At 73.9% G+C, this 20099-nt stretch carries 21 protein-coding genes; 5 read left to right on the top strand and 16 right to left on the bottom strand.

The window, feature by feature from the left end; genetic code table 11:
• The first annotated feature begins 66 nt into the window (after window positions 1-66).
• The gene (locus tag ACF09C_RS32585; protein WP_392096717.1) at window positions 67-1260 is read left to right on the top strand and encodes an SAM-dependent methyltransferase; all 1194 of its coding nucleotides are present in this window, start codon (window positions 67-69) and stop codon (window positions 1258-1260) included.
• Window positions 1253-2716 carry a hypothetical protein gene (locus ACF09C_RS32580; RefSeq protein ID WP_392096715.1) on the top strand — a complete coding sequence of 488 codons (1464 nt, stop codon included), beginning with the start codon at window positions 1253-1255 and terminating at the stop codon, window positions 2714-2716. Before ACF09C_RS32585 ends, ACF09C_RS32580 begins: the two co-directional genes overlap by 8 nt.
• Here the strand turns inward: ACF09C_RS32580 and ACF09C_RS32575 are convergent.
• The 7 genes from ACF09C_RS32575 to tsaB all read right to left on the bottom strand — a co-directional run bounded on the left by ACF09C_RS32575 (window position 2710) and on the right by tsaB (window position 7955).
• Window positions 2710-3975, bottom strand: coding sequence for an RNA polymerase sigma factor (locus ACF09C_RS32575; protein ID WP_392096713.1), 1266 nt, complete (start codon window positions 3973-3975; stop codon window positions 2710-2712). The two genes, ACF09C_RS32580 and ACF09C_RS32575, sit on opposite strands and share 7 nt — an antisense overlap.
• Before the next feature lie 50 nt (window positions 3976-4025).
• Window positions 4026-4382 (bottom strand): YciI family protein, encoded by a 357-nt coding sequence (locus ACF09C_RS32570; protein WP_392096711.1) that lies wholly within the window; start codon window positions 4380-4382, stop codon window positions 4026-4028.
• Window positions 4383-4479: 97 nt separating this feature from the next.
• The gene (locus ACF09C_RS32565) at window positions 4480-5343 is read right to left on the bottom strand and encodes a polysaccharide deacetylase family protein (protein ID WP_392096709.1); all 864 of its coding nucleotides are present in this window, start codon (window positions 5341-5343) and stop codon (window positions 4480-4482) included.
• A 69-nt stretch (window positions 5344-5412) separates the two neighbouring features.
• Complete coding sequence (locus ACF09C_RS32560) at window positions 5413-5676, bottom strand: hypothetical protein (RefSeq protein WP_392096708.1); 264 nt, start codon at window positions 5674-5676, stop codon at window positions 5413-5415.
• Entirely contained in the window at window positions 5673-6782 is a 1110-nt protein-coding gene (gene tsaD / locus ACF09C_RS32555) for a tRNA (adenosine(37)-N6)-threonylcarbamoyltransferase complex transferase subunit TsaD (RefSeq protein WP_392096706.1), read from the bottom strand. Before tsaD ends, ACF09C_RS32560 begins: the two co-directional genes overlap by 4 nt.
• Window positions 6772-7257, bottom strand: coding sequence for a ribosomal protein S18-alanine N-acetyltransferase (gene rimI / locus ACF09C_RS32550; RefSeq protein ID WP_392096979.1), 486 nt, complete (start codon window positions 7255-7257; stop codon window positions 6772-6774). The genes tsaD and rimI overlap by 11 nt, the downstream gene beginning before the upstream one ends.
• A gap of 41 nt (window positions 7258-7298) precedes the next feature.
• Window positions 7299-7955 (bottom strand): tRNA (adenosine(37)-N6)-threonylcarbamoyltransferase complex dimerization subunit type 1 TsaB, encoded by a 657-nt coding sequence (gene tsaB / locus ACF09C_RS32545; RefSeq protein ID WP_392096705.1) that lies wholly within the window; start codon window positions 7953-7955, stop codon window positions 7299-7301.
• A 107-nt stretch (window positions 7956-8062) separates the two neighbouring features.
• Here tsaB and ACF09C_RS32540 point away from each other — a divergent pair, with 107 nt between their 5' ends.
• A complete protein-coding gene (locus ACF09C_RS32540; protein ID WP_392096704.1) occupies window positions 8063-8626 on the top strand; it encodes a hypothetical protein in 564 nt (187 codons plus the stop codon).
• Window positions 8627-8856: 230 nt separating this feature from the next.
• Here the strand turns inward: ACF09C_RS32540 and ACF09C_RS32535 are convergent, their stop codons facing one another.
• The 6 genes from ACF09C_RS32535 to ACF09C_RS32510 form a co-directional block, all read right to left on the bottom strand.
• Entirely contained in the window at window positions 8857-8997 is a 141-nt protein-coding gene (locus ACF09C_RS32535; RefSeq protein ID WP_392096702.1) for a hypothetical protein, read from the bottom strand.
• A 192-nt stretch (window positions 8998-9189) separates the two neighbouring features.
• Window positions 9190-9699: a tRNA (adenosine(37)-N6)-threonylcarbamoyltransferase complex ATPase subunit type 1 TsaE gene (gene tsaE / locus ACF09C_RS32530; protein ID WP_392096700.1), complete on the bottom strand. Its 510-nt coding sequence runs from the start codon at window positions 9697-9699 to the stop codon at window positions 9190-9192.
• Between the two features lie 10 nt (window positions 9700-9709).
• On the bottom strand, window positions 9710-10882 hold the full coding sequence (locus tag ACF09C_RS32525; RefSeq protein WP_392096699.1) for an alpha/beta fold hydrolase: 1173 nt from the start codon (window positions 10880-10882) through the stop codon (window positions 9710-9712).
• Between the two features lie 51 nt (window positions 10883-10933).
• A complete protein-coding gene (gene alr, locus ACF09C_RS32520; RefSeq protein ID WP_392096697.1) occupies window positions 10934-12082 on the bottom strand; it encodes an alanine racemase in 1149 nt (382 codons plus the stop codon).
• A 20-nt stretch (window positions 12083-12102) separates the two neighbouring features.
• Window positions 12103-13101, bottom strand: coding sequence for a L,D-transpeptidase family protein (locus ACF09C_RS32515; protein WP_392096696.1), 999 nt, complete (start codon window positions 13099-13101; stop codon window positions 12103-12105).
• A gap of 180 nt (window positions 13102-13281) precedes the next feature.
• Window positions 13282-14757, bottom strand: coding sequence for an NAD(P)H-hydrate dehydratase (locus ACF09C_RS32510; RefSeq protein WP_392096694.1), 1476 nt, complete (start codon window positions 14755-14757; stop codon window positions 13282-13284).
• Between the two features lie 125 nt (window positions 14758-14882).
• Here ACF09C_RS32510 and ACF09C_RS32505 point away from each other — a divergent pair, with 125 nt between their 5' ends.
• Window positions 14883-15440 carry a hypothetical protein gene (locus ACF09C_RS32505; protein ID WP_392096693.1) on the top strand — a complete coding sequence of 186 codons (558 nt, stop codon included), beginning with the start codon at window positions 14883-14885 and terminating at the stop codon, window positions 15438-15440.
• Window positions 15437-16807: a YncE family protein gene (locus ACF09C_RS32500; protein WP_392096692.1), complete on the top strand. Its 1371-nt coding sequence runs from the start codon at window positions 15437-15439 to the stop codon at window positions 16805-16807. The genes ACF09C_RS32505 and ACF09C_RS32500 overlap by 4 nt, the downstream gene beginning before the upstream one ends.
• 149 nt (window positions 16808-16956) lie before the next feature.
• Here the strand turns inward: ACF09C_RS32500 and ACF09C_RS32495 are convergent, their stop codons facing one another.
• From ACF09C_RS32495 to ACF09C_RS32485, 3 genes are read right to left on the bottom strand one after another with little or no spacing between them, the layout of a single operon-like run.
• A complete protein-coding gene (locus ACF09C_RS32495; protein WP_362418215.1) occupies window positions 16957-17325 on the bottom strand; it encodes a holo-ACP synthase in 369 nt (122 codons plus the stop codon).
• Between the two features lie 4 nt (window positions 17326-17329).
• Entirely contained in the window at window positions 17330-19177 is a 1848-nt protein-coding gene (gene glmS / locus ACF09C_RS32490) for a glutamine--fructose-6-phosphate transaminase (isomerizing) (protein ID WP_392096690.1), read from the bottom strand.
• A gap of 39 nt (window positions 19178-19216) precedes the next feature.
• Window positions 19217-19984, bottom strand: a complete 768-nt coding sequence (locus tag ACF09C_RS32485) for a hypothetical protein (protein WP_392096689.1) — start codon at window positions 19982-19984, stop codon at window positions 19217-19219.
• Window positions 19985-20099 lie beyond the last annotated feature (115 nt).

The following is a 20099-nucleotide window of genomic DNA, read 5'->3' as shown; positions in this document are numbered from 1 at the left end:
AGCGGAACGCCCCGCACAGCCGTCGACACCGCCACCCGGCCCCCACCATCCCCCGGCTGGCCCACAATGGGACGGGTGACCGACCTCGCCGACTTCACCGCCCTGCTCGCCCCCGAGGGCCAGACGCTGCTCGCCGCCCTGCGCGACTACGACCCCGCCCAGGAACTGGCCGTCGCCTCCCGGCTGCGCCGCGAGCACCCCGCCGCACTGGTCTCGGCCGCGCTCGGGCAGGCCCGGCTTCGGCAGCGGGCGGTGGCGAAGTTCGGCGCCGAGGACGCGTACCGGATGTACTTCACCCCGCACGGCGTCGAGCAGTCGACCCGGGCCACCGTCGGGACCTACCGCGCGGAGCGCCTCCACGCGCTCGGGGTGCGCTCCGTGGCCGACCTGTGCGGCGGGATCGGCGGCGACGCCCTCGCGTTCGCCCGCGCCGGGATCTCGGTCCTGGCCGTGGACCGCGACCCCCTGACGGCGGCGGCCGCCCGCGCCAACGCCGAGGCGCTCGGCCTCGCCGGGCTGATCGAGGTGCGGTGCGCGGACGTGACCGAGATCGACACGAGCCCGTACGACGCCGTCTTCGTGGACCCGGCGCGGCGCGGCGGCCGGGGCAGGATCTTCGACCCGGAGGCGTACTCGCCGCCGCTCTCCTGGGCCGTCGAGGCCGCCCGCAAGGCCCCGCACGCGGCGCTGAAGATCGCCCCGGGCATCCCGCACGAGGCGGTGCCCGAGGAGGCCGAGGCGGAGTGGATCTCGGACGGCGGGGACGTGAAGGAGGCCGTGCTCTGGTTCGGCACCTCCCCCGGTGCGCGCCGCGCGACCCTCCTGCCCTCCGGCGCGAGCCTGACCGGGCGCGGCCTGCCCGACCCGGCGGTCCGCCCGCTCGGGCGGTACCTCTACGAGCCGGACGGCGCGGTCATCCGCGCGCACCTGGTCGCCGAGGTCGCCGAGGAGCTGTCCGGCGGTCTGATCGACGAGACCATCGCGTACGTCACCGCGGACGCCCTCACCCCGACGCCGTTCGCCACGGCGTACGAGATCACCGACGAACTCCCGTTCAACCTGAAGAAGTTGAAGGCCCTGCTGCGCGAGCGGGAGGTCGGCACGCTGACGGTGAAGAAGCGCGGTTCGGCGGTCGAGCCGGAGGAGATCCGCCGCCGGGTCAAACCGAAGGGCCCGAACGCGGCCACGGTCTTCCTGACCCGGGTCGCGGGCGCCCCGACGATGCTGATCGGCGGACCGGCGGTGGCCGCCCGTGGCTGAGCTGCCCCCGCTGCACGAAGAACCGTTCCCCGAACTCCACGGCCACGCCTCCCAGGTGACCGTCAGCGCCGACGGGCGGTGGATCGCGGTCAGTTCGGTGCTGCACAAGCGGAGCCGGGTCGCCGTCTACCGCGCCGCCGACCTCTCCTGCGCGCACCTGCTGACGTTCGCGATGGACGCGGAGTCGATCGCCTTCCACCCCACGCTCCCGCTCCTCGCCGTCGGCCTCGACAACTACGACGAGTACGACCGCGCGGGCGGGCTCACGCTCTTCGAGCCCGACAACGGCCGGCGCGTGGACTTCGCCGAGCCCATGTGGGGCGTCGACCCGGTGCGCTGGCTGGACGCCCGCACCCTCGAACTCACCTTCTTCCGCGTGGACGAGGACGACGAGTACGTCCGGTACGCGTCCCGGGGTGTCCTCGTGCGGGACGACTGGCTCGGCCTCGCCCCCGGCGCCCTCGACCTGCGCGCCCTCGACCGGGAGACGCTCGACCCGGAGGGCCCGGACACCTACCCCGACCAGCCCGGCTCCCCGGCGGGGCCGCTCCTCGCGGAGATCGCCGAGCGGGCCGGCCGGAGCTACGACGGCCACCCCGGCGTCCGGGCCGTGGCCGGGCTGAGCGACGGCCGGGTGCTCGCCACCCGCAACGGCACCGAGGTGGAGTGCTGGGCGCCCGACGGCGCGCTGCTCTGGCGGGTGCCCGCGGAGCCGAGGGCCTACGGCACGCGGATCGAGGTCGCCGCGGACGAGCGGACGGCCAGGATCACCGTCCCGGGCCCCGACGCCCGCGCCCGGACCGACTTCCCGCTCGTCTCCACGGCCGACGGCACGGTCCTCGACCGCCCCTCGGTCCCGTTCTCGGCCGCGCTGCAGGCACGTACGGACGGGGTCTGGGCGATCCGGGACACCTACAACCGCTCCATCGAGGTCGAGCCCCCCACCCCGCCCAACACGCGCTTCTTCGCCCCCGACGGCACCCCGCTGGGCGGTGTCCAGGAGCCGAACCGCTACGACCTCGTCCCCCTCGACGTCCGCCGCTGCCCCGAGCTGCTCTACGGGCGACGCGGCCGGGACGTCGTCGCGCTCGACCCCCGTACCAGCGCCGAGACGACTCTCTACTCCGTCGACGCGCCGCTCGGCCCCGCGGTCCACACCGTCGACGCGGAAGGCCCCGCGCTGCTGCACGGCCGGAAGGAACTGGTCCGCCGCGCCCACCCCACGGGCGAGATCGCCTGGACCCGGCCCTTGGAGTCGGAGGTCGTCGCCCTCGACGCGCACGACGGCATCCTGCACGCCCTGTGCGCCGACGACACCCTCGTCTCGGTCGCCACCACCGACGGAACCGTCCTCGCCCACCGCCCCCTGCCCCCGTACGGCCTCCTGTCCCTGCACGCGGCCCCCGACGGCACGGTCCTCATCGGCACCTCGGCGGGCCGGATCCTGCGCTACTGAGCGCCCGCCTCCCGGGCCCGCCCGAGCAGGAGTTCGCGCTCCCGTTCGTTGCGGGTCAGGGCGGCCGCCCGCTCGAACTCCTCGCGGGCCTCCGCCTCCCGTCCCAGCCGCGCCAGCAGGTCGCCCCGGACGCTCGGCAGCAAGTGGTAGCCGGACAGGGCGGGTTCGTCCCGGAGGGCGTCGACGAGGGCGAGGCCCGCCTCCGGGCCCTCGGCCATCGAGACGGCGACCGCGCGGTTCAACTCGACCACGGGGGACGGTGTGAGGGCCGCGAGGCGGCCGTACAGCGCGGCGATCGTCCGCCAGTCCGTGGCCTCGTACGTGGGTGCCTTCGCATGGCAGGCGGCGAGGGCGGCCTGGAGGGCGTACGGACCGTACGGACCGCACTCGGCCGCCCGCGCGAGCGCCTCGAAGCCGCGGAGGATGAGCCGCCGGTCCCAGCGGCTCCGGTTCTGGTCGGCGAGCAGGACCGGCTTCCCGTCCGGTCCTGTCCGGGCCGCCGTCCGGGACGCCTGGATCTCCAGCAGAGCGGCCAGGCCGTGGACTTCGCCCTCCTTCGGCATGAGCCCCGCGAGCACCCGGGCGAGCCGCAGCGCGTCCTCGCACAGCGCGGGCCGCAGCAGGTCGTCGCCGGCCGTCGCCGCGTACCCCTCGTTGAAGACGAGGTAGATGACGTCCAGGACCGAGCCGAGCCGGGCCGCCCGGTCCTCCCCGTAGGGCACCTCGAACTCCACGCCCGCCTTCGCCAGCGTCCGCTTCGCCCGCACGATCCGCTGCGCGACCGTCGCCTCCGGCACGAGGAAGGCCCGGGCGATCTCGTCCGTGCGCAGCCCGCCGACGAGCCGCAGGGTCAGCGCGGTCCTCGCCTCGGCGGAGAGCACCGGGTGACAGGAGGTGAAGACCAACCGCAGCAGGTCGTCGTCGATGTCACCGGGCCCGGACGGCTCCGGGTCGTGGCTGGCCTCCGGCAGCTCCCGCCCGACCTCGGCCAGCTTGCGCGCGTACGTCTCACGGCGCCGTACGAGGTCCACCGCGCGGTTCTTGGCGGCGGCCGTCAGCCAGGCGGCCGGCCGGTCCGGGACTCCCGTGCGCGGCCACTGCTCCAGGGCGGCGACGAAGGCGTCCTGGGCGATCTCCTCGGCGATGCCGACGTCCCGGACGATCCGCGCGACGGCGGCGATGATCCGCGGCGACTCCATCCGGAAGACGGTCTCGACGGTCTGGACGGTCTGGACGGCGCCGGGGGCGGGTGCGGTCATGGCTCCACCATGACACCACCCGCCCCGGCCGCGTCAGATCACTTCGCTGCTCACATCTCCTCGATCTCGCGGACCTCGCAGCCCACCTTCCACTGCGGCGGGTGGACCTCAAGGAACCGCTTCGCCCACTCGACGGCCTCGGCCAGGTCCCGGCACTGGGTGATCGAGTAGCCGCCGATGACCTCCTTGGTCTCCGTGAACGGGCCGTCGGTGAACGAGGTCTTGCCGCCCTCCCAGAGGATCCGCCTGGCCTCCTTGGTCGGCTTGAGACCGGCCGTCTCCAGCATCACGCCGGCCTTGGTGATCTCCTCGAAGAGCGCGCCCATGCGGGCGTCGAAGCCGGGGTCGGCGTCCTCCATCTCGAAGGAGCCCTCCTCGATGCGGATCAGCGTCAGGTAGCGGGGCATGGTCGTTCTCCTTGCGTGGCGGGCGGGGCCGTTCCCCGCCTTTCACTCATACGTCGAACGGGCCGGGCCCGCATCGACACCACGCGCGGAAAACTTCTCAGGCGTAGTCCTCCAGGCGGGCCACCGTGAAGCCCTGCTCCTGGATGTGGCGGAGCATGTCGGCCGTCATCCGGGTCATCGTCGTGCCCTTGAGCTCGGCCGGGCCCCGGAAGTGGGCCAGGATGATGTCGCCGGGGTGCAGCTTCCTGTCGCCGCGCTGGTACTGCATGTTCTTGATCTGCATCGACTCGCGCCACAGCACGATCGCGTCCACGCCGCACTCGCCGGCCGCCGCGCGGGTGTCCTCGTTCCAGTTGCCGTAGGGCGGGCGGAAGAGCCGCGGGGTCGTGCCGTACTCCTTCGCCAGCTTCGTCTGCTGGCCGCAGATCTCCCGCTGCTGGGCGGACCGGCTCAGGGTGCGCAGGTTGGGGTGAGTGAGGGTGTGGTTGGCGACGCCGTTGCCGAGGGCGGCGAGCGGCTTGAAGTAGCCGTAGTCGGCGCGTATCGCGGAGTCGGTGAGGAACATCGTCACCGGGACCTTGAGCTCCTGCATCATCTTCACGAACTCGGGGTCCTTCTCGGCCCCGTCGTCGATCGTGATGAAGACGACCTTGTCCTTGGTCGGAATGTCGCTGATGACAGGGACGGGATCGCCCGGCTTCCGGGTGACCGGCTTGGTCTTCGGCGGGGCGGGCGGCGCGGCGAAGGGCTTCAGGCCCCACTTCCGGTACGCGGCGGAGGCCTCGGCGGCCCGGTCGGGGGCCTTGGCGCCGTCGGGGTTCGCCGTGGGCGAGGCCGGTCTGCCGGCGGCCGTGGGATCCGCCGAATCCGCACCCGCCGGGCCGCCGCAGCCGGATATGAGCAGTGCGGCGGCGGTCAGCGCCGCCCAGGTCACGATCTTCTTGTCCACGGCGAGAGTCACGCCGTGGAGGATGCGGGAAGGCGCCCCGGGGTTGCCTCGGGCCACCGCTGAAGGCGCCCCTGGGTTGCCTCAGTCCCCGGTGGGCAGTGCCTCGAAGCGCCAGCGGTGTACCGGCCGGGTGATCAGGTCCGCCGCGGGCTCGGGCAGTTCGGGCAGTTCGGCGTCGAGCGTCTCCGCGTCCCACCAGGTCAGGACGAGCACCCGGTCCTGCGAGGCGCGGAAGAACTCGCGCCGCACCGGCTCGTAGGGCAGGACCTGGGCCCGCGCCCACTCCAGGAGTTCGGCGCCCCGGCCCTGGACCGCCCTGGCCTCCCACATCAGGGTGACCCTCATGAGTAGAGGTTCTCCTTGCTGATCTCGTGCACGTGGTCGTGGTTGTGACCGTGGCTGTGGGCGCCCGGCACGTGCGGGTCGGTCACCGGCAGCGACGAGTCCGCGGACAGCTCCCAGTCGGAGGCCGGCCGGTTGCGGGCGACCATCTCCGCGCCCAGGGCCGCCACCATCGCGCCGTTGTCGGTGCACAGCTTGGGCCGGGGCACCCGCAGCCGGATACCGGCCCGCTCGCACCGCTCCTGGGCCAGCGCCCGCAGCCGTGAGTTGGCCGCCACGCCGCCGCCGATCATCAGGTGGTCGACGCCCTCGTCCTTGCAGGCCCGTACGGCCTTCCGGGTGAGGACGTCGACGACGGCCTCCTGGAAGGACGCCGCCACGTCCCGTACCGGCACCTCCTCGCCCGCCGCCCGCTTGGCCTCGATCCAGCGGGCCACGGCCGTCTTCAGGCCGGAGAAGGAGAAGTCGTACGCGGGGTCCTTGGCGCCGGACAGGCCGCGCGGGAAGTGGATCGCCTTCGGGTCGCCCTCCTTGGCGAGCCGGTCGATGACCGGTCCGCCCGGGAAGCCCAGGTCCAGGACCCGCGCGATCTTGTCGAAGGCCTCGCCGGCCGCGTCGTCGATGGTGGCGCCCATCGGGCGGACGTCGGCGGTGATGTCGGGGGCGAGGAGCAGCGAGGAGTGCCCGCCGGAGACGAGGAGCGCCATGGTGGGCTCGGGCAGCGGGCCGTGCTCCAGCTGGTCGACGCAGATGTGCGAGGCCAGGTGGTTCACGCCGTAGAGCGGCTTGCCGAGTGCGTACGCGTACGCCTTCGCGGCCGAGGTGCCGACGAGCAGCGCGCCGGCGAGGCCGGGACCTGCGGTGACGGCGATGCCGTCGAGGTCGCGGGCCGAGACGCCCGCTTCCTTCAGGGCGCGCTCGATGGTCGGGACCATCGCCTCCAGGTGCGCGCGGGAGGCGATCTCGGGCACGACCCCGCCGAAGCGGGCGTGGGTGTCGACGCTGGAGGCGATGGCGTCGGCGAGCAGCGTCGTCCCCCGGACGATACCGACGCCGGTCTCGTCGCAGGAGGTCTCGATGCCGAGTACGAGGGGTTCGTCAGCAGCCATCGGAATCAGTCTCAGTCTCAGTTTCGGTCTCGGTTGCTTGGACGGTCAGCCGCATCACGAGGGCGTCCACGTTCCCCGGCTGGTAGTAGCCGCGGCGGAAGCCGATCGGCTCGAAGCCGAAGCGCTCGTACAGCTTCTGGGCCCGGGTGTTGTCCACCCGCACCTCGAGGAGCACCTCTTCGCATTCGAAGGCGGTGGCGTGCTGGAGGAGGTCGGTGAGGAGCCGGGCGCCGAGCCCGGTGCCCCACTGGTCGCGGGCGACGGCGATCGTCTGGACGTCGCCGAGGCCGCCGGCGGCGGCGAGCCCGGCGTAGCCGACGAGCCTCCCGCCGGCCTCCGCGACGACATAGCGGCGGGTGGCGGCCGGCCCCCGGGCGTGGGCCAGCTCGGACCAGAACATCCCCTCGGACCAGGCGTCCTCGGGGAACAGCTCGTGTTCGAGGACGAGCACGGGCGCGATGTCCCACCAGCGCATCTCGCGCAGGGTCGCGGCCGCGGTCGCGGAGGTCGGGGCGGTCACTTGGGCGTGACCACCTTGTAGTTCTTCGGCACCTGGGCGTCGGGGCGGCGCAGGTACATCGGCAGCGGGTCGAGGAAGCCGTCGCCGCCGGCCGCGAGCCGCTCGGCCGCGAGCGCGGCCAGCGCGCCCGCCGACTGGTGCTCGGGGTCGCGGGCGTCGGGGAAGACCTCGGGGTACAGCAGGGCGCCCGCGCCGACGACGGGGAGCCCGGCGACCTGCTCGGCGATCTCGGCGGGCCGGTCGACGGCCGCCTCGGTGACGCGCGTACGTGCGTTGTCGTACCGCGCCCAGTAGACCTCCTTGCGGCGCGCGTCCGTCGCGACGACGAACGGCTCCTCGATCCCGGAGGCGTACGCGAGCCCGTCCAGGGTGCACAGGCCGTGCACGGGCACGCCGAGCGCGGAGGAGAAGGTCGCGGCCGTGACGAGCCCGACGCGCAGTCCGGTGTACGGACCGGGACCGACGCCGACGACGATGCCGGTGACCGCGTCGAGCTTGAGACCGGCCTCGGCGAGGACCCGGTCGACGGCGGGCAGCAGCAGCTCTCCGTGGCGGCGGGCGTCGATCTGCCGCGACTCGGCGACGACGGAGTCGCCGTCGTGGAGGGCGACGGTGACGGCGGGTGTGGCGGTATCCATGGCGAGCAAGAGCACGCAAACAGCCTACGGCTCCCGGGCGGTCCGCACGGCGCCCCGTCCCGCCCGCCCGCGACTGCTACCGTCACGACCGATACGTACGTACGAAAGAAGGTGGGCGCGCGGTGGCACGGAGCAGCTCGGGATTCGTGGCCGGGCTCACGGCGGCGGCGATCGCCGCGGTCGCCTTCCTCGCCTACCAGGCGTCGGCGAACGCTCCGGCGGACGTCGCGGCCAAGCCGAAGGCCCCGAGCACGGCACCGTCGACGGCCGCGACGGGCGGTCCCAAGAAGCCCGTCAAGGACCCGCTCGCCGTACCGGCGGACTCGGGCACCGGCGCGCGCGTGGTCTACGCGCTCACCGACCGCCGGGTGTGGCTGGTGGACGCGAAGGGGCAGGCCACGTCCACCTTCTCGGTCGTGCCGAGCACGGTCCACCCGGCCCCGGGCGCGTACAAGGTGACGTCCCGCTCCGGCGCGGTCACCGGCTCGGACGGCGTGCAGATCGAGCACGTGGTGCGGTTCACGACCGAGCAGGACGTCTCGATCGGCTTCAGCGCTGCGGTCGACGGCACGTTGCCGACGCCGGATCCGACGCGGAAGACCGGCGGCATCCGGATGAAGCGCGCGGACGGCGACGCGATGTGGACCTTCGCGTCGATCGGCGCGAAGGTCGTCGTCGTCCCCTAGGGCCTGTCCGGCGGATCAGGGCCGGATAGGACGCGGCGTCTGGTGCGGTGCATCGCAAGGCGCCGGAGCGTCTCGATAGCGGAGCTATCGGGACGCTTCGGCAACGCGGCGAGGCGCCGTGCCAGGCGTCGCGGCCCCGGTCATGATCCGCCGGACAGGCCCTAGTCGGGCCCAGTCGGGCCTCCGGCGGCCGGTAGGACCTCCAGCAGCCCACGGCTCACCCGTACGGGTTACGCCGCCTCGCGCTCGATCCCGGGCTGGTGCGACGCGCGCGCGGGCTCGCCGGCGTCCGGTTCCGGCGTCGGGTCGGGGGTGCGCGGCGGTCTCGACACCGCCTCCGCCGCGGCGCAGGACGCCAGCAGCTCGCTCATCGACGTGCCCCTCCGCGTCCGCGCTTCCGCGTGCGCGCGCTCCGGCGTCGCCATGCATGCCTCCCGTAGGTTAGGTTCACCTAACCAGCTCGTGCATCCATGTCACCACGACGCGTACGACCGACGCAACATCTTCCCGACACCTTGTCGGAACATACGTACGTTCAGCTCAGCGCCGGCTCGACCCGGCGCTCAGGCCAGGACGAGGTCCTCGCCGGCCCAGCGGGTGCCGATCCCGCGCAGCACGACCGTGCGCCGGTCGTCGTCCGTGTCGCCCACGACCCGGTGGATCAGGACGTGCAGCCGGTCGTCCGTGAGGTCCTCGACCTTGCCGTCGCCCCACTCCACGACGACCACCGACTCGGGCAGCGAGACGTCCAGGTCGAGGTCCTCCATCTCGTCGAGGCCGCCGCCCAGGCGGTACGCGTCGACGTGGACGAGCGCGGGGCCGTCGACCAGCGACGGGTGGACGCGGGCGATGACGAAGGTCGGGGAGGTGACGGCGCCGCGCACGCCGAGGCCCTCGCCGAGGCCGCGGGTGAGCGTCGTCTTCCCGGCGCCGAGCTCGCCGGTGAGCATGACGAGGTCGCCGGGCCGGAGCAGCTTGGCCAGCCGGCGGCCGAGCTCCTGCATCGCCTCGGGCGAGTCGATGGCGAGCTGGGCGGTGGCGTGCGGGGTCCCTCCCGCGTGCGGTTCTTCCATACGGCCCAACCTAACTGCTGCCGGCCCCCGCGTTGGCCGCCGTCGCGGGCACCGCCCCGACCTTCACGAGCAGGTCGGCGAGCCGGTCCGTCACGGCCTCCGGGTGCTCCAGCATCACCAGGTGCCCGGCGTCGGGCACGATGACCAGCTCCGCGTCGGGCAGCAGATCGGCGATGGCCTCCGTGTGCGAGCTGGGGGTGACCAGGTCCCGGTCACCGGCGAGCGCGAGCACGGGCAGCTCGTGGAAGACCGCGAGCGCGGCCGCCTTGTCGTGCTCGGCGAAGGCCGGGTAGAACTCCGCGACCACGTCGATCGGGGTGGCCTCGATCATCCGCTCCGCGAAGCGGGCGACCGCGGGGTCGACGTCCCGCGACGAGAACGAGTACTTCTTGATCAGCCCGGCGAACAGGTCGGCCGTGGCCCTGCGCCCCCGCTCGACCAGCTCCGCCTGCGAACCGAGGGCCTTCAGGACGCCCGGCAGGACCCGGCGCACCGCGTTGACCCCCGCTGTCGGCAGCCCGTAGTTCACCTCGCCCAGCTTCCCGGCCGACGTCCCCACGAAGGCGACCCCGACGACCCGCTCGCGGACCAGCTCCGGGTAGCGGTCGGCGAGCGCCATGATCGTCATGCCGCCCATCGAGTGCCCGACCAGCACCAGCGGACCCTCCGGCGCGGCCGCGTCGATGACGGCCTTGAGGTCGCGGCCCAGCTGGTCGATGGAGACCGGCAGCCCGTCGGGGCCGGACTGGGCGCGGCCCCGCTCGGACCGTCCGTGGCTGCGCTGGTCCCAGTAGACGGTACGGACCAGGCCGCGCAGCGCCGCCCGCTGGAAGTGCCAGGAGTCCTGGCCGAGGCAGTAGCCGTGGCTGAAGACGACGGTGACGGGCGCGGGCGCCTTGCGGCCGAAGAGCCGCCGGCGGCGCGGCGCCGGGGCGTCCGACTCGACCTCGTCGGTCTCGTAGTAGAGCGCGGTGCCGTCGTCGGCGAGCGCCTTGCCGGGCGTGCCGCGCAGGGAGCCGTAGGGCGCGGAGGCGTCGAGGGCGAGCCGGGCCTTCTGCCGCATGCCGCGCCCGACGGTGAGCCGCTCGATGGCCACGCCGGCCGCCGCGCCCGCGGCCAGGACGCCTATCGCGGCACCGGCGAGCCCGGCACGCCGCCAGTTGTCGGTGCTGGACTCGCTCACGCCACTCCCCTGTTCGGTAGGTGCCTAGCTGTTCGGTCCGGACGTCGGCCGTCAGCCGTTCACATAGACGCGCGGAACACGCGCGCCGATGCGGGTGACGATCTCGTACGCGATGGTGTCGGCGGCCTGGGCCCAGTCCTCGGCGGTCGGCTCGCCCCGGTCGCCCGGGCCGAAGAGCACCGCCTCGGCGCCGGGCTCGACGGCGTCGCCGCCGAGGTCGACGACGAACTGGTCCATGGCGACCCGCCCGGCCGCCCGCCGGATCCGCCCGCCCACCAGGACGGGGCCACGGCCGGAGGCGTGGCGCGGGATGCCGTCGGCGTAACCGAGCGGGATGAGACCGAGGGTGGTCTCGGTCTCGGTGACGTAGTGGTGTCCGTAGCTGACCCCGTGCCCGGCCGGGACCTCCTTGACCAGGGCGACGCTGCCGATGAGGGACATCACGGGCCGCAGCCCGAAGTCGGCGGGGGTGCCGAGCTCGGGGCTGGGCGAGACGCCGTACATCGCGATGCCGGGCCGCACCAGGTCGAAGTGGGTCTCGGGGAGGGTCAGGGTGGCCGGCGAGTTGGCGATGTGCCGGACCTCGGGCTCGACGCCGGCCTTCTCGGCGTGGTCGAGCATCGAGCGGAAGACGTCCAGCTGGGAGGCGATGGAGGGGTGGCCGGGCTCGTCGGCGCAGGCGAAGTGCGACCACAGTCCGGTGACGGTGACGAGCCCGTCCTTCTGGGCCTTGAGCGCCTCGCCGACCAGTGCGGGCCAGTCGGCGGGCTGGCAGCCGTTGCGGCCGAGGCCGGTGTCGGCCTTGAGCTGGATCCGGGCGGTCCGCCCGGTCTCCCGGGCCGCCTGGGTGACCTCGCGCAGGGCCCACATGCCGCTGACGGTCATGTCGAGACCGGCTTCGATGCCCGCGGCCCACGGGTCGCCCGGGGTCCACAGCCAGCACAGGATCCGCGCGTCCGTGATCCCGGCGGCGCGCAGCGCGAGCGCCTCGTGCGGGGTGGCGGTACCGAGCCAGTCGGCGCCCGCCTCGAGCGCGGCGCGGGCGCAGCGGACGGCGCCGTGGCCGTACGCGTCGGCCTTGACCACGGCCATCAGCTGGACGTGCGGCGCGACACGGGCACGCAGCGTGCGGACGTTCGCACGCAGCGCACCGAGGTCGATCTCGGCGCGGGCGCGGAGGGGCGGCGGTGTCTCAGTCATCGCGCCCAGTCTCTCAGGTGTCAGCTCCCCGGCCGCTTTCCCCAGATGTAGACCCGGTCACCCTTGCGCAGCACGTCCCAGAGTTTCCTGGCGTTGGCGTGGCTCAGATTGACGCAGCCGCGGCTGCCGGTCGGCGTGGCGAGCTGCCCGTAGACGGCGTGGAAGGCCTGACCGCCGTCGAAGAACTGGGCGTACGGCATCGGGGTGTTGTAGAGCGTCGACCAGTGGTCCTTGTTGCGCCAGTAGACCGTCTTCCAGCCGGTACGGGTGCGGTACCCGGGCCTGCCGCTGCGGATGTTCACGACCCCGAAGGTGATCTTTTTCTTCTTCTGGACCCACATGAGCTCACGGTCGAGGTCCACGCAGACGACCGTGTACGACTTGACCGGGCACTTCCCCGCGGCGTTCGGGTTCTTGCGGGCCGCGAGCAGCTCGGCGCGGGCCCAGGTGACGGGCCCCGCGTAGCCGTGGGCGGGCTTGATCTTCTCCCTGACCTGGAAGGCGCGGATGGCCTTGCAGTCGGCGGTGGACTGCTTGCCGTCGACCTTGAGCTTCAGGAGCCGCTCGACGCGGCGCTGGTGGGGCCCCGCGAGCGCGGTGCAGGCGGCGGCGAGCGCGCTGCGCGGCAGGTACTCGACCAGCTCGTCGACGGTCTCCTCGGGCTCGGGCACGGGCACGGGGGGCCCGTCCTGCGGTACGGGCGGCAGCACCTGGTCGGGCGTGTCCATCGGGTACTCGGGCTGCCCGGCCCCTTCGACCCCGGGCACCAGGGGCTCGGCGGAGGCGGTCGCGGAGGCGGGATCGGGGGCGGGCTCGGCGGAGGCGGTCGCTGTAGTGGGGTCGGCCTCGGGCTCGGCCGAGGCGGTCGCGGCGACGGGGTCGGCCTCGGGCTCGGCCGAGGCGGTCGCGGCGACGGGGTCGGCCTCGGGCTCGGCGGAGGCGGCCGGTGCCGCGGGGAGCACGGCCGCGGCGACGAGCAGCAGGGTCACGGCGCGGGAGGACGCGGTCCATCTGATCACCCGCCCAGTCGAACCCGCCGCCCTCCACCCCGCCCGCCCAACCCCCCTCCCGGCCCAACGGGTTCGCCCACCCGGGGGCGCGGGCCCCCGCCGCACGAGGCGTCCTGCGGCGCGGTCCCAGGCCCGAGGCCGGAGGCCTCGCCCCCGGCAGGGTTTCGGGAAGGGGTGGGGTGGGGGTCCCTACCCCGTCACCACGTCCCGCCACGCGCCCGGCAGCGCCTCCGCCACGTCACCCGCCACGATCGGCGCACCACCCGACGTACCGCCCGCCCCGGCCACCCCCGCCCCGGCTCCCGCCGACGCGCGGCGCGCCGCGAGGCCGTGGAGGTAGGCGGCGACCGAGCCCGCGTCCCGCGCCCGCAGCCCCGCCGCGAGGAGCGAGCCCGCGAGGCCGGAGAGCACGTCGCCGCTGCCCGCCGTCGCCAGCCACGACGTGCCGGTCGGGTTCACCCGTACCGGACCGGACTCGTCCGCCACCAGCGTCGTCGAGCCCTTCAGGAGCACCGTCGCACCGAAGCGCCCCGCCAACTCCCGTACCGCCGCGAGCCGCTCCGCCTCGACCGCCTCCCGCGCGAGTCCCAGCAGCGCCGCCGCCTCGCCCGCGTGCGGGGTGAGCAGGGTCGGCGCCGTGCGCTCCCGTACCGCCGTCGCGTCGAGGCCCGCGAGCCCGTCCGCGTCCACCAGGACCGGTACGTCGGAGGCGAGGACCTCCGCGACCGCGGCCCGCTCGTCGCCGAGGCCGGGACCGACGACCCACGCCTGGACCCGGCCTGCCTTCCCGGGCGCGCCGGCGTGGACCAGGGTCTCCGGGTGGCGCGCGATCACCGCGTCCCCGGCAGGCCCCACGTACCGCACGGCGCCCGCGCCGCCCCGCAGCGCGCCGGTCACCGCGAGCACCGCCGCGCCCGGGTAGCGCGCGGAGCCGGCCACGACCCCGACCACGCCGCGCCGGTACTTGTCGCTCTCCGCGCCCGGCACGGGCAACAGCCGTGCCACGTCCTCGTGCTGCAGCGCCTCGAAGTCCGGTACCGACGGCAGGGTCTCGCCCAGGCCGATGTCCACAAGACGCAGCGCCCCCGCGTACTCGCGGGCCGGGTCGATGAGCAGCCCCGGCTTGTACGCGCCGAAGGTGACCGTCGCGTCCGCGCGGAGCGCCTCGCCCGCGACCCGCCCGGTGTCGGCGTCCACCCCGCTCGGCAGGTCGACGGCGACCACGACCGCGTCCGAGCCGCGCGCGGCCCGCGCGACCGGGACCGCGTCGGGCCGCAGGCCCCCCTGGCCGCCGATGCCGGTGATCCCGTCGACCACGAGATCGGCGACGGCGAGGGCCTCGAAGGGGTCCTCCGCCACCCGCCCCCCGGCGGCGAGCAGCGCGGCGAGCCCGCGCTCGTGGGCCCGCGCGCCGAGCAGCACTGCGGTCACGCCCGCCCCGCGCCGCGCGATCCGGACGCCCGCGTAGAGGGCGTCGCCGCCGTTGTCCCCGCTGCCGACGAGCAGGACGACCCTCGCCCCGTACACATGGCCCCGGCCGAGCAGCGACAGGCACGCGGCGGCGAGCCCGGCCGCGGCCCGTTGCATGAGCGCGCCCTCGGGCAGCGCTGCCATCAGCTCGGCCTCGGCGGCCCGTACGGTCTCCACGCGGTAAGCGGTACGCATGCCCGCAGTCTGCCGCACGCGCCAAGCCCCGTCCCGGAGGCCAGGGTTGACGCTCCCTCAAAGTCAACTTAGGTTTGCCTTACCTAACCAGCACCGCACCTCGCTCAGGGAAGGCCTCCTCCGTCATGCGTACCGTCCTTCGCACCGCACTCACCCTCGCCTCCGCCTCCGCGCTCACCGTCGGCCTCGCCTCCACCGCGTCCGCCGCGACCGCCGGCCGGACCGTCACCGACGGCTCCCGCACCTACGCCCTCTCCCTCACCGCGCCCTCGACGGCCCCCGCGGCCGGCGCCAACGTCACCGTCAGCGGCTCCGGTTACAACCCGGACCAGGGCGTCTACGTGGGTCTGTGCGCGATACCCGCGGGGGTGAATCCGGCCGATCCCGCGACCTGGAACAGCAAGCCCACGCCCTGCCTCGGCGGCCAGGACCAGTCGGGCACGACCGGGGCGTCGCACTGGGTGAACAGCGACTGGTACTGGCTCTCGCCCTCCAACTCCTCCCCGTACACGGAGTCGGCCGGCCTGGGCTCGTTCTCCGTCCAGATCCATGTCAAGGCGAAGATCTCCGACACCGTCACCTGCGGCCAGTCCGGCGTGAACTGCGCGATCGTCACCCGCGCGGACCACTACGACAGCGCGGACCGGAAGTACGACGTCTACATCCCGGTGACCTTCCAGTGAGGAGGACCCTGACCCTGGCCGCCGTCGCCGTCGCCCTCACGGGCACGGCGGCGGCGCCCGCCCCGTCGGCCCCTTCGGCCACCGCCGACCCCACGCACGAGAACGTGCGCACGATCCGCCCGCCGCTCGGCGACGCCCTGGACGCCGAGGTCGACCCGGCCACCGACCGCCTCTACGTGAGCAGCAGCGACGGCGCGGCCCACCGCCTCAGCACGTACGACACCGCCACCGGCGCCCTCGTCGGCGAGCCCGTCGCACTCCCGGCCCCGGCCACCGTGCTCGCCCTCGGCGGGTCCGGCCGGCTGTACCTGGGCCTGTCCACCCGTATCGCCGCCTACGACACCACCGGTCGCACCCTCACGGACGACGTCGTCCCCGTCACGGGAAGCGTCTCGCTGCTCGCGGCCGACCCCGCGCAGGGGCGGCTCTACGTCGGCAACCAGGCGGCCAAGTCGGTGACCGTCTACGACACCGCGACGGCCCGCGCGGTCGGCGACCCCGTGGTCCTTCCCTTCCACCCCGCGGGCCTGGCCGTCGACACCGTCCACCACACGGGGTACGCGACCTACGTGGGCGGCGCCGTGGAGAACGGCTCCGTCGTCTACAGGAACGTGCTCAACGCCGTCGACGGGACGACCGGGCGCCTCACGGGCACGGTGAGCCTCGGCTCGACGGCGCTCGGCAGCATGGGCGTGGCCGTCGACCCGGCGACCCGCACGGGGTACGTCGCCAACCTGGCGGCCGGCACGGTCTCGGCGGTCGACCTGGCGGCGCGGAAGGTGACCGGCACGATCCCGGTCGACGGCAACCCGAAGGCCCTCGCGTACGACCCGGGCACCAAGACGCTGTACGCGGCACAGACCGGCGCCGCCACGGTGGCGGTCGTGGACCCGGAGCGGGCGACGGTGACGGAGACGATCACCACCGGCGAACGCCCCTCGGCCCTGGCGCTCGACACCGAGGGCCACACGCTCTACACGGTCGCGGCGGGCGCGGTGACCCAGACGCAACGCCGCACCCCGCCACCGGAACCGACCCCGACGCCCACCCCGACCCCGACGGGGTCCACGCCCACTCCCACCTCGACATCCAGCACCGAACCGACCCCGGCCCCCACCGAGCCCACCGAGCCCACCGACCGGGCGACGCCCGGACCGTCCACACCGCCCCCGCCGGCAGCCGCGGACACCGTGGGCGGCGCCGACGGCGCATACGGCACCGGCACCGGCTCCGACTCCACCGGCGGCCTCGCCGCGACCGGCGGCGGCGCCGTCCTCCCGGCGGCCCTCGCCGCCGCCTCTCTCGCCGTGCTCGGCGGAGCCGCCGTCCTGCTCACCCGCCGCCGCGCCCGGCGCGGCACGCCCTAGAGCAGGCCACAGACGCGCGCGCCCACTCCCTTGGCCCCGGTCCGCGCGCGACACCGGGGGCCCGTCCCGGCACCGTCACGGCCGGGCCGGGCCCCCGGACCCGTCCACGTACGCCGCCCGCGGCCACCCGTCCACGTACCCGCCCGCGGCTACCCTTCCGCGATCACCACGGCCGACGCGACGCCCGCGTCATGGCTGAGCGAGACATGCCAGTGCCGGACGCCCAGCTCCGCCGCGCGCGCCGCCACCGTGCCCCGGACGCGCAGCCTCGGCTGGCCGGTGGCCTCGACGTAGACCTCCGCGTCCGTCCAGTGCAGGCCCGCCGGCGCGCCGAGGGCCTTGGCCACCGCCTCCTTGGCGGCGAAGCGGACCGCGAGGGACGCGGTGCCGCGCCGCTCGCCGCTCGGCAGCAGCAGCTCGCGCTCGACGAAGAGACGGCGGAGCAGCCCCGGCGTCCGTTCGATCGACGCCGCGAAGCGGTCGATCTCCGCCACGTCGATCCCCACCCCGATGATCATTCGCTCACTCCACGGTCACAGATTTCGCCAGGTTCCGCGGCTGGTCCACCTCGTTGCCCCGCGCGGTCGCGAGTTCGCAGGCGAAGACCTGCAGCGGCACGGTGGAGACCAGCGGCTGAAGCAGCGTAGGCGTTGCCGGGATGCGGATCAGATGGTCGGCGTACGGGGCGACCGTCTCGTCGCCCTCCTCCGCGATCACGATGGTCCGCGCGCCGCGCGCCCTGATCTCCTGGATGTTGGAGACGATCTTGTCGTGCAGGACGGACCGCCCGCGCGGCGACGGCACGACGACCACCACCGGCAGGTCCTGCTCGATGAGCGCGATCGGCCCGTGCTTCAGCTCGCCCGCCGCGAACCCCTCCGCGTGCATGTACGCGAGTTCCTTGAGCTTCAGGGCGCCTTCGAGGGCCACGGGGTAGCCGACGTGCCGGCCGAGGAAGAGCACCGTGTCCTTGTGGGCGAGCGAGCGGGCGAGGGCCCGTACCGGCTCCATCGTCTCCAGGACCCGCTCGACCTCGTCGGCGATCCGGGCGAGTTCGCGGATGACGGCGTGGATCTCGTCGCCCCACTTGGTGCCGCGGACCTGCCCGAGGTACAGCGCGAGCAGGTAGCAGGCCACGAGCTGCGTCAGAAACGCCTTCGTCGACGCGACGGCGACCTCGGGCCCGGCGTGCGTGTAGAGCACGGCGTCGGACTCGCGCGGGATGGTGGAGCCGTTGGTGTTGCAGACGGCCAGCACCTTGGCGCCCTGCTCGCGCGCGTGGCGCAGCGCCATCAGGGTGTCCATGGTCTCGCCGGACTGCGAGATCGCGATGACCAGGGTGCGCTGGCCGAGGATCGGGTCGCGGTAGCGGAACTCGCTGGCCAGCTCCACCTCGCAGGGGATCCTGGTCCAGTGCTCGATGGCGTACTTCGCGATCATCCCGGCGTGGAAGGCCGTGCCGCACGCGATGATCACGATCTTGTCGGCCTCGCGCAGCACCGCGTCGGGGATGCGCACCTCGTCGAGCCGGAGCCGGCCCTCCGCGTCGATGCGGCCGAGCAGCGTGTCGGCGACGGCCTTGGGCTGCTCGGCGATCTCCTTGAGCATGAAGTAGTCGTAGCCGCCCTTCTCGGCGGCCGAGGCGTCCCAGTCCACGTGGTACGCCCGCACGTCGGCCGGGGTGCCGCCGAAGTCGGTGACCTCGACGCCCTCCCGGGACAGCTTCACGACCTGGTCCTGGCCCAGCTCGATCGCCGAACGGGTGTGCGCGATGAACGCGGACACGTCCGAGGCGAGGAAGAACTCGCCCTCGCCGACCCCCACGACCAGGGGCGAGTTGCGCCGGGCCCCGACGACCACGTCCGGCTCGTCGGCGTGCACGGCGACCAGGGTGAACGCCCCGTCGAGCCGCCGGCACACCAGCCGCATGGCCTCCGCCAGGTCCCCGCAGGAGGAGAACTCCTCGGCGAGCAGATGGGCCACGACCTCGGTGTCCGTCTCGGACGCCAGGTCGTGGCCACGCTCCTCCAGCTCCGCGCGCAGGGCGGCGAAGTTCTCGATGATCCCGTTGTGGACGACGGCCACGCGCCCCGCGTTGTCGAGATGCGGGTGCGCGTTCGTGTCGGTCGGCCCGCCGTGGGTCGCCCAGCGGGTGTGTCCGATGCCGGTGGAGCCGCTCGACAGCGGCCGGTCCACCAGCTCCTTCTCCAGGTTGACGAGCTTGCCCGCCTTCTTCGCCGCGGCGAGACCTCCGTCGGAGAGCACCGCGACACCGGCCGAGTCGTAGCCCCGGTACTCGAGCCGCTTGAGGCCCGCGATCACCACATCAAGCGCCGACTGCCCGCCGACGTACCCCACGATTCCGCACATGACGGAAGCGTACGACCGAAAGCGGGCGGAGGAACGGACTCAGCCGAGCTTGGCCGCCTGCGCGTCGATGACGGTCTTCGGCAGCGCGTCGACCTTGCCCACGAGGCTGTACACGAAGAAGGACGCCAGCGTGTTGCCCTGACGGAAGGCCACGACCTTGCTGGTCCACGGGGCGCCCTCCATGTCGGTGGTGACGGTGAAGGCGACCGCCTCCTCACCGGCGGACACGGTCTCCGGAGCGACCTTGGTGATCTTCGTCTTCTCGCTGCCCACGGTGGCCGTGAAGCCGCCCGCGCACTCCGTGCCGGCCGTCTTCAGCAGCGCGAGCGCCGCCTGCGCGCCGCCACCGTCGTGCGAACCGAGCGTGACAGCCGTGGCCGGGGCGCCGAGCGCGTCGAGGACGCCGTCGGGCGCGCCCGTCGCGCCCTTCTCCGTCTTCGGAGTCTCCACTGCGACGCGTCGCGCGCTCGACGGCGCGTTCCCGATCGCGATGGACGACATGGCCTCGGCGAGCGGCAGGCAGGCGGCCTTGTCCGTCACGATGTCCCCCGGCTTCGCCAGGTCGGCGGCCTTGGCCTGCTCCACCTGGTAGCCCTTCAGGTCGGCCTTCTCGACGATCAGCTTCTCCAGCTCGGCCGCCGACAGCGCCTTCGCGTCGGGCGCGGCGGACGCGGACGCCGAAGCGGAGGCCTTGGGCGCGTCCTTCCCCTTGTCCCCGCCCTTCTCGCCCCCGCCGCAGGCGGTGAGCAGCAGGCCCAGCGAGGCGGCCGTGACGGTGGCGGTGGCGATTCTGATGGACGTACGCATACGGATGTGACCTTCTTGTCCCTGTGTGCCGCCCGCGGGCGGCGTCCCCCCGCGTGACGTCATCGGTCCACGCGGCCATGTGCATGATCACCGTAGAGCAGGGTTCGGACAACGG

The organism is Streptomyces sp. NPDC014870 (assembly GCF_043081505.1).
GTDB lineage: Bacteria > Actinomycetota > Actinomycetes > Streptomycetales > Streptomycetaceae > Streptomyces.
Note: the sequence above shows the minus strand (reverse complement) of the source record. Positions and strands in the feature narration are given on the sequence as shown.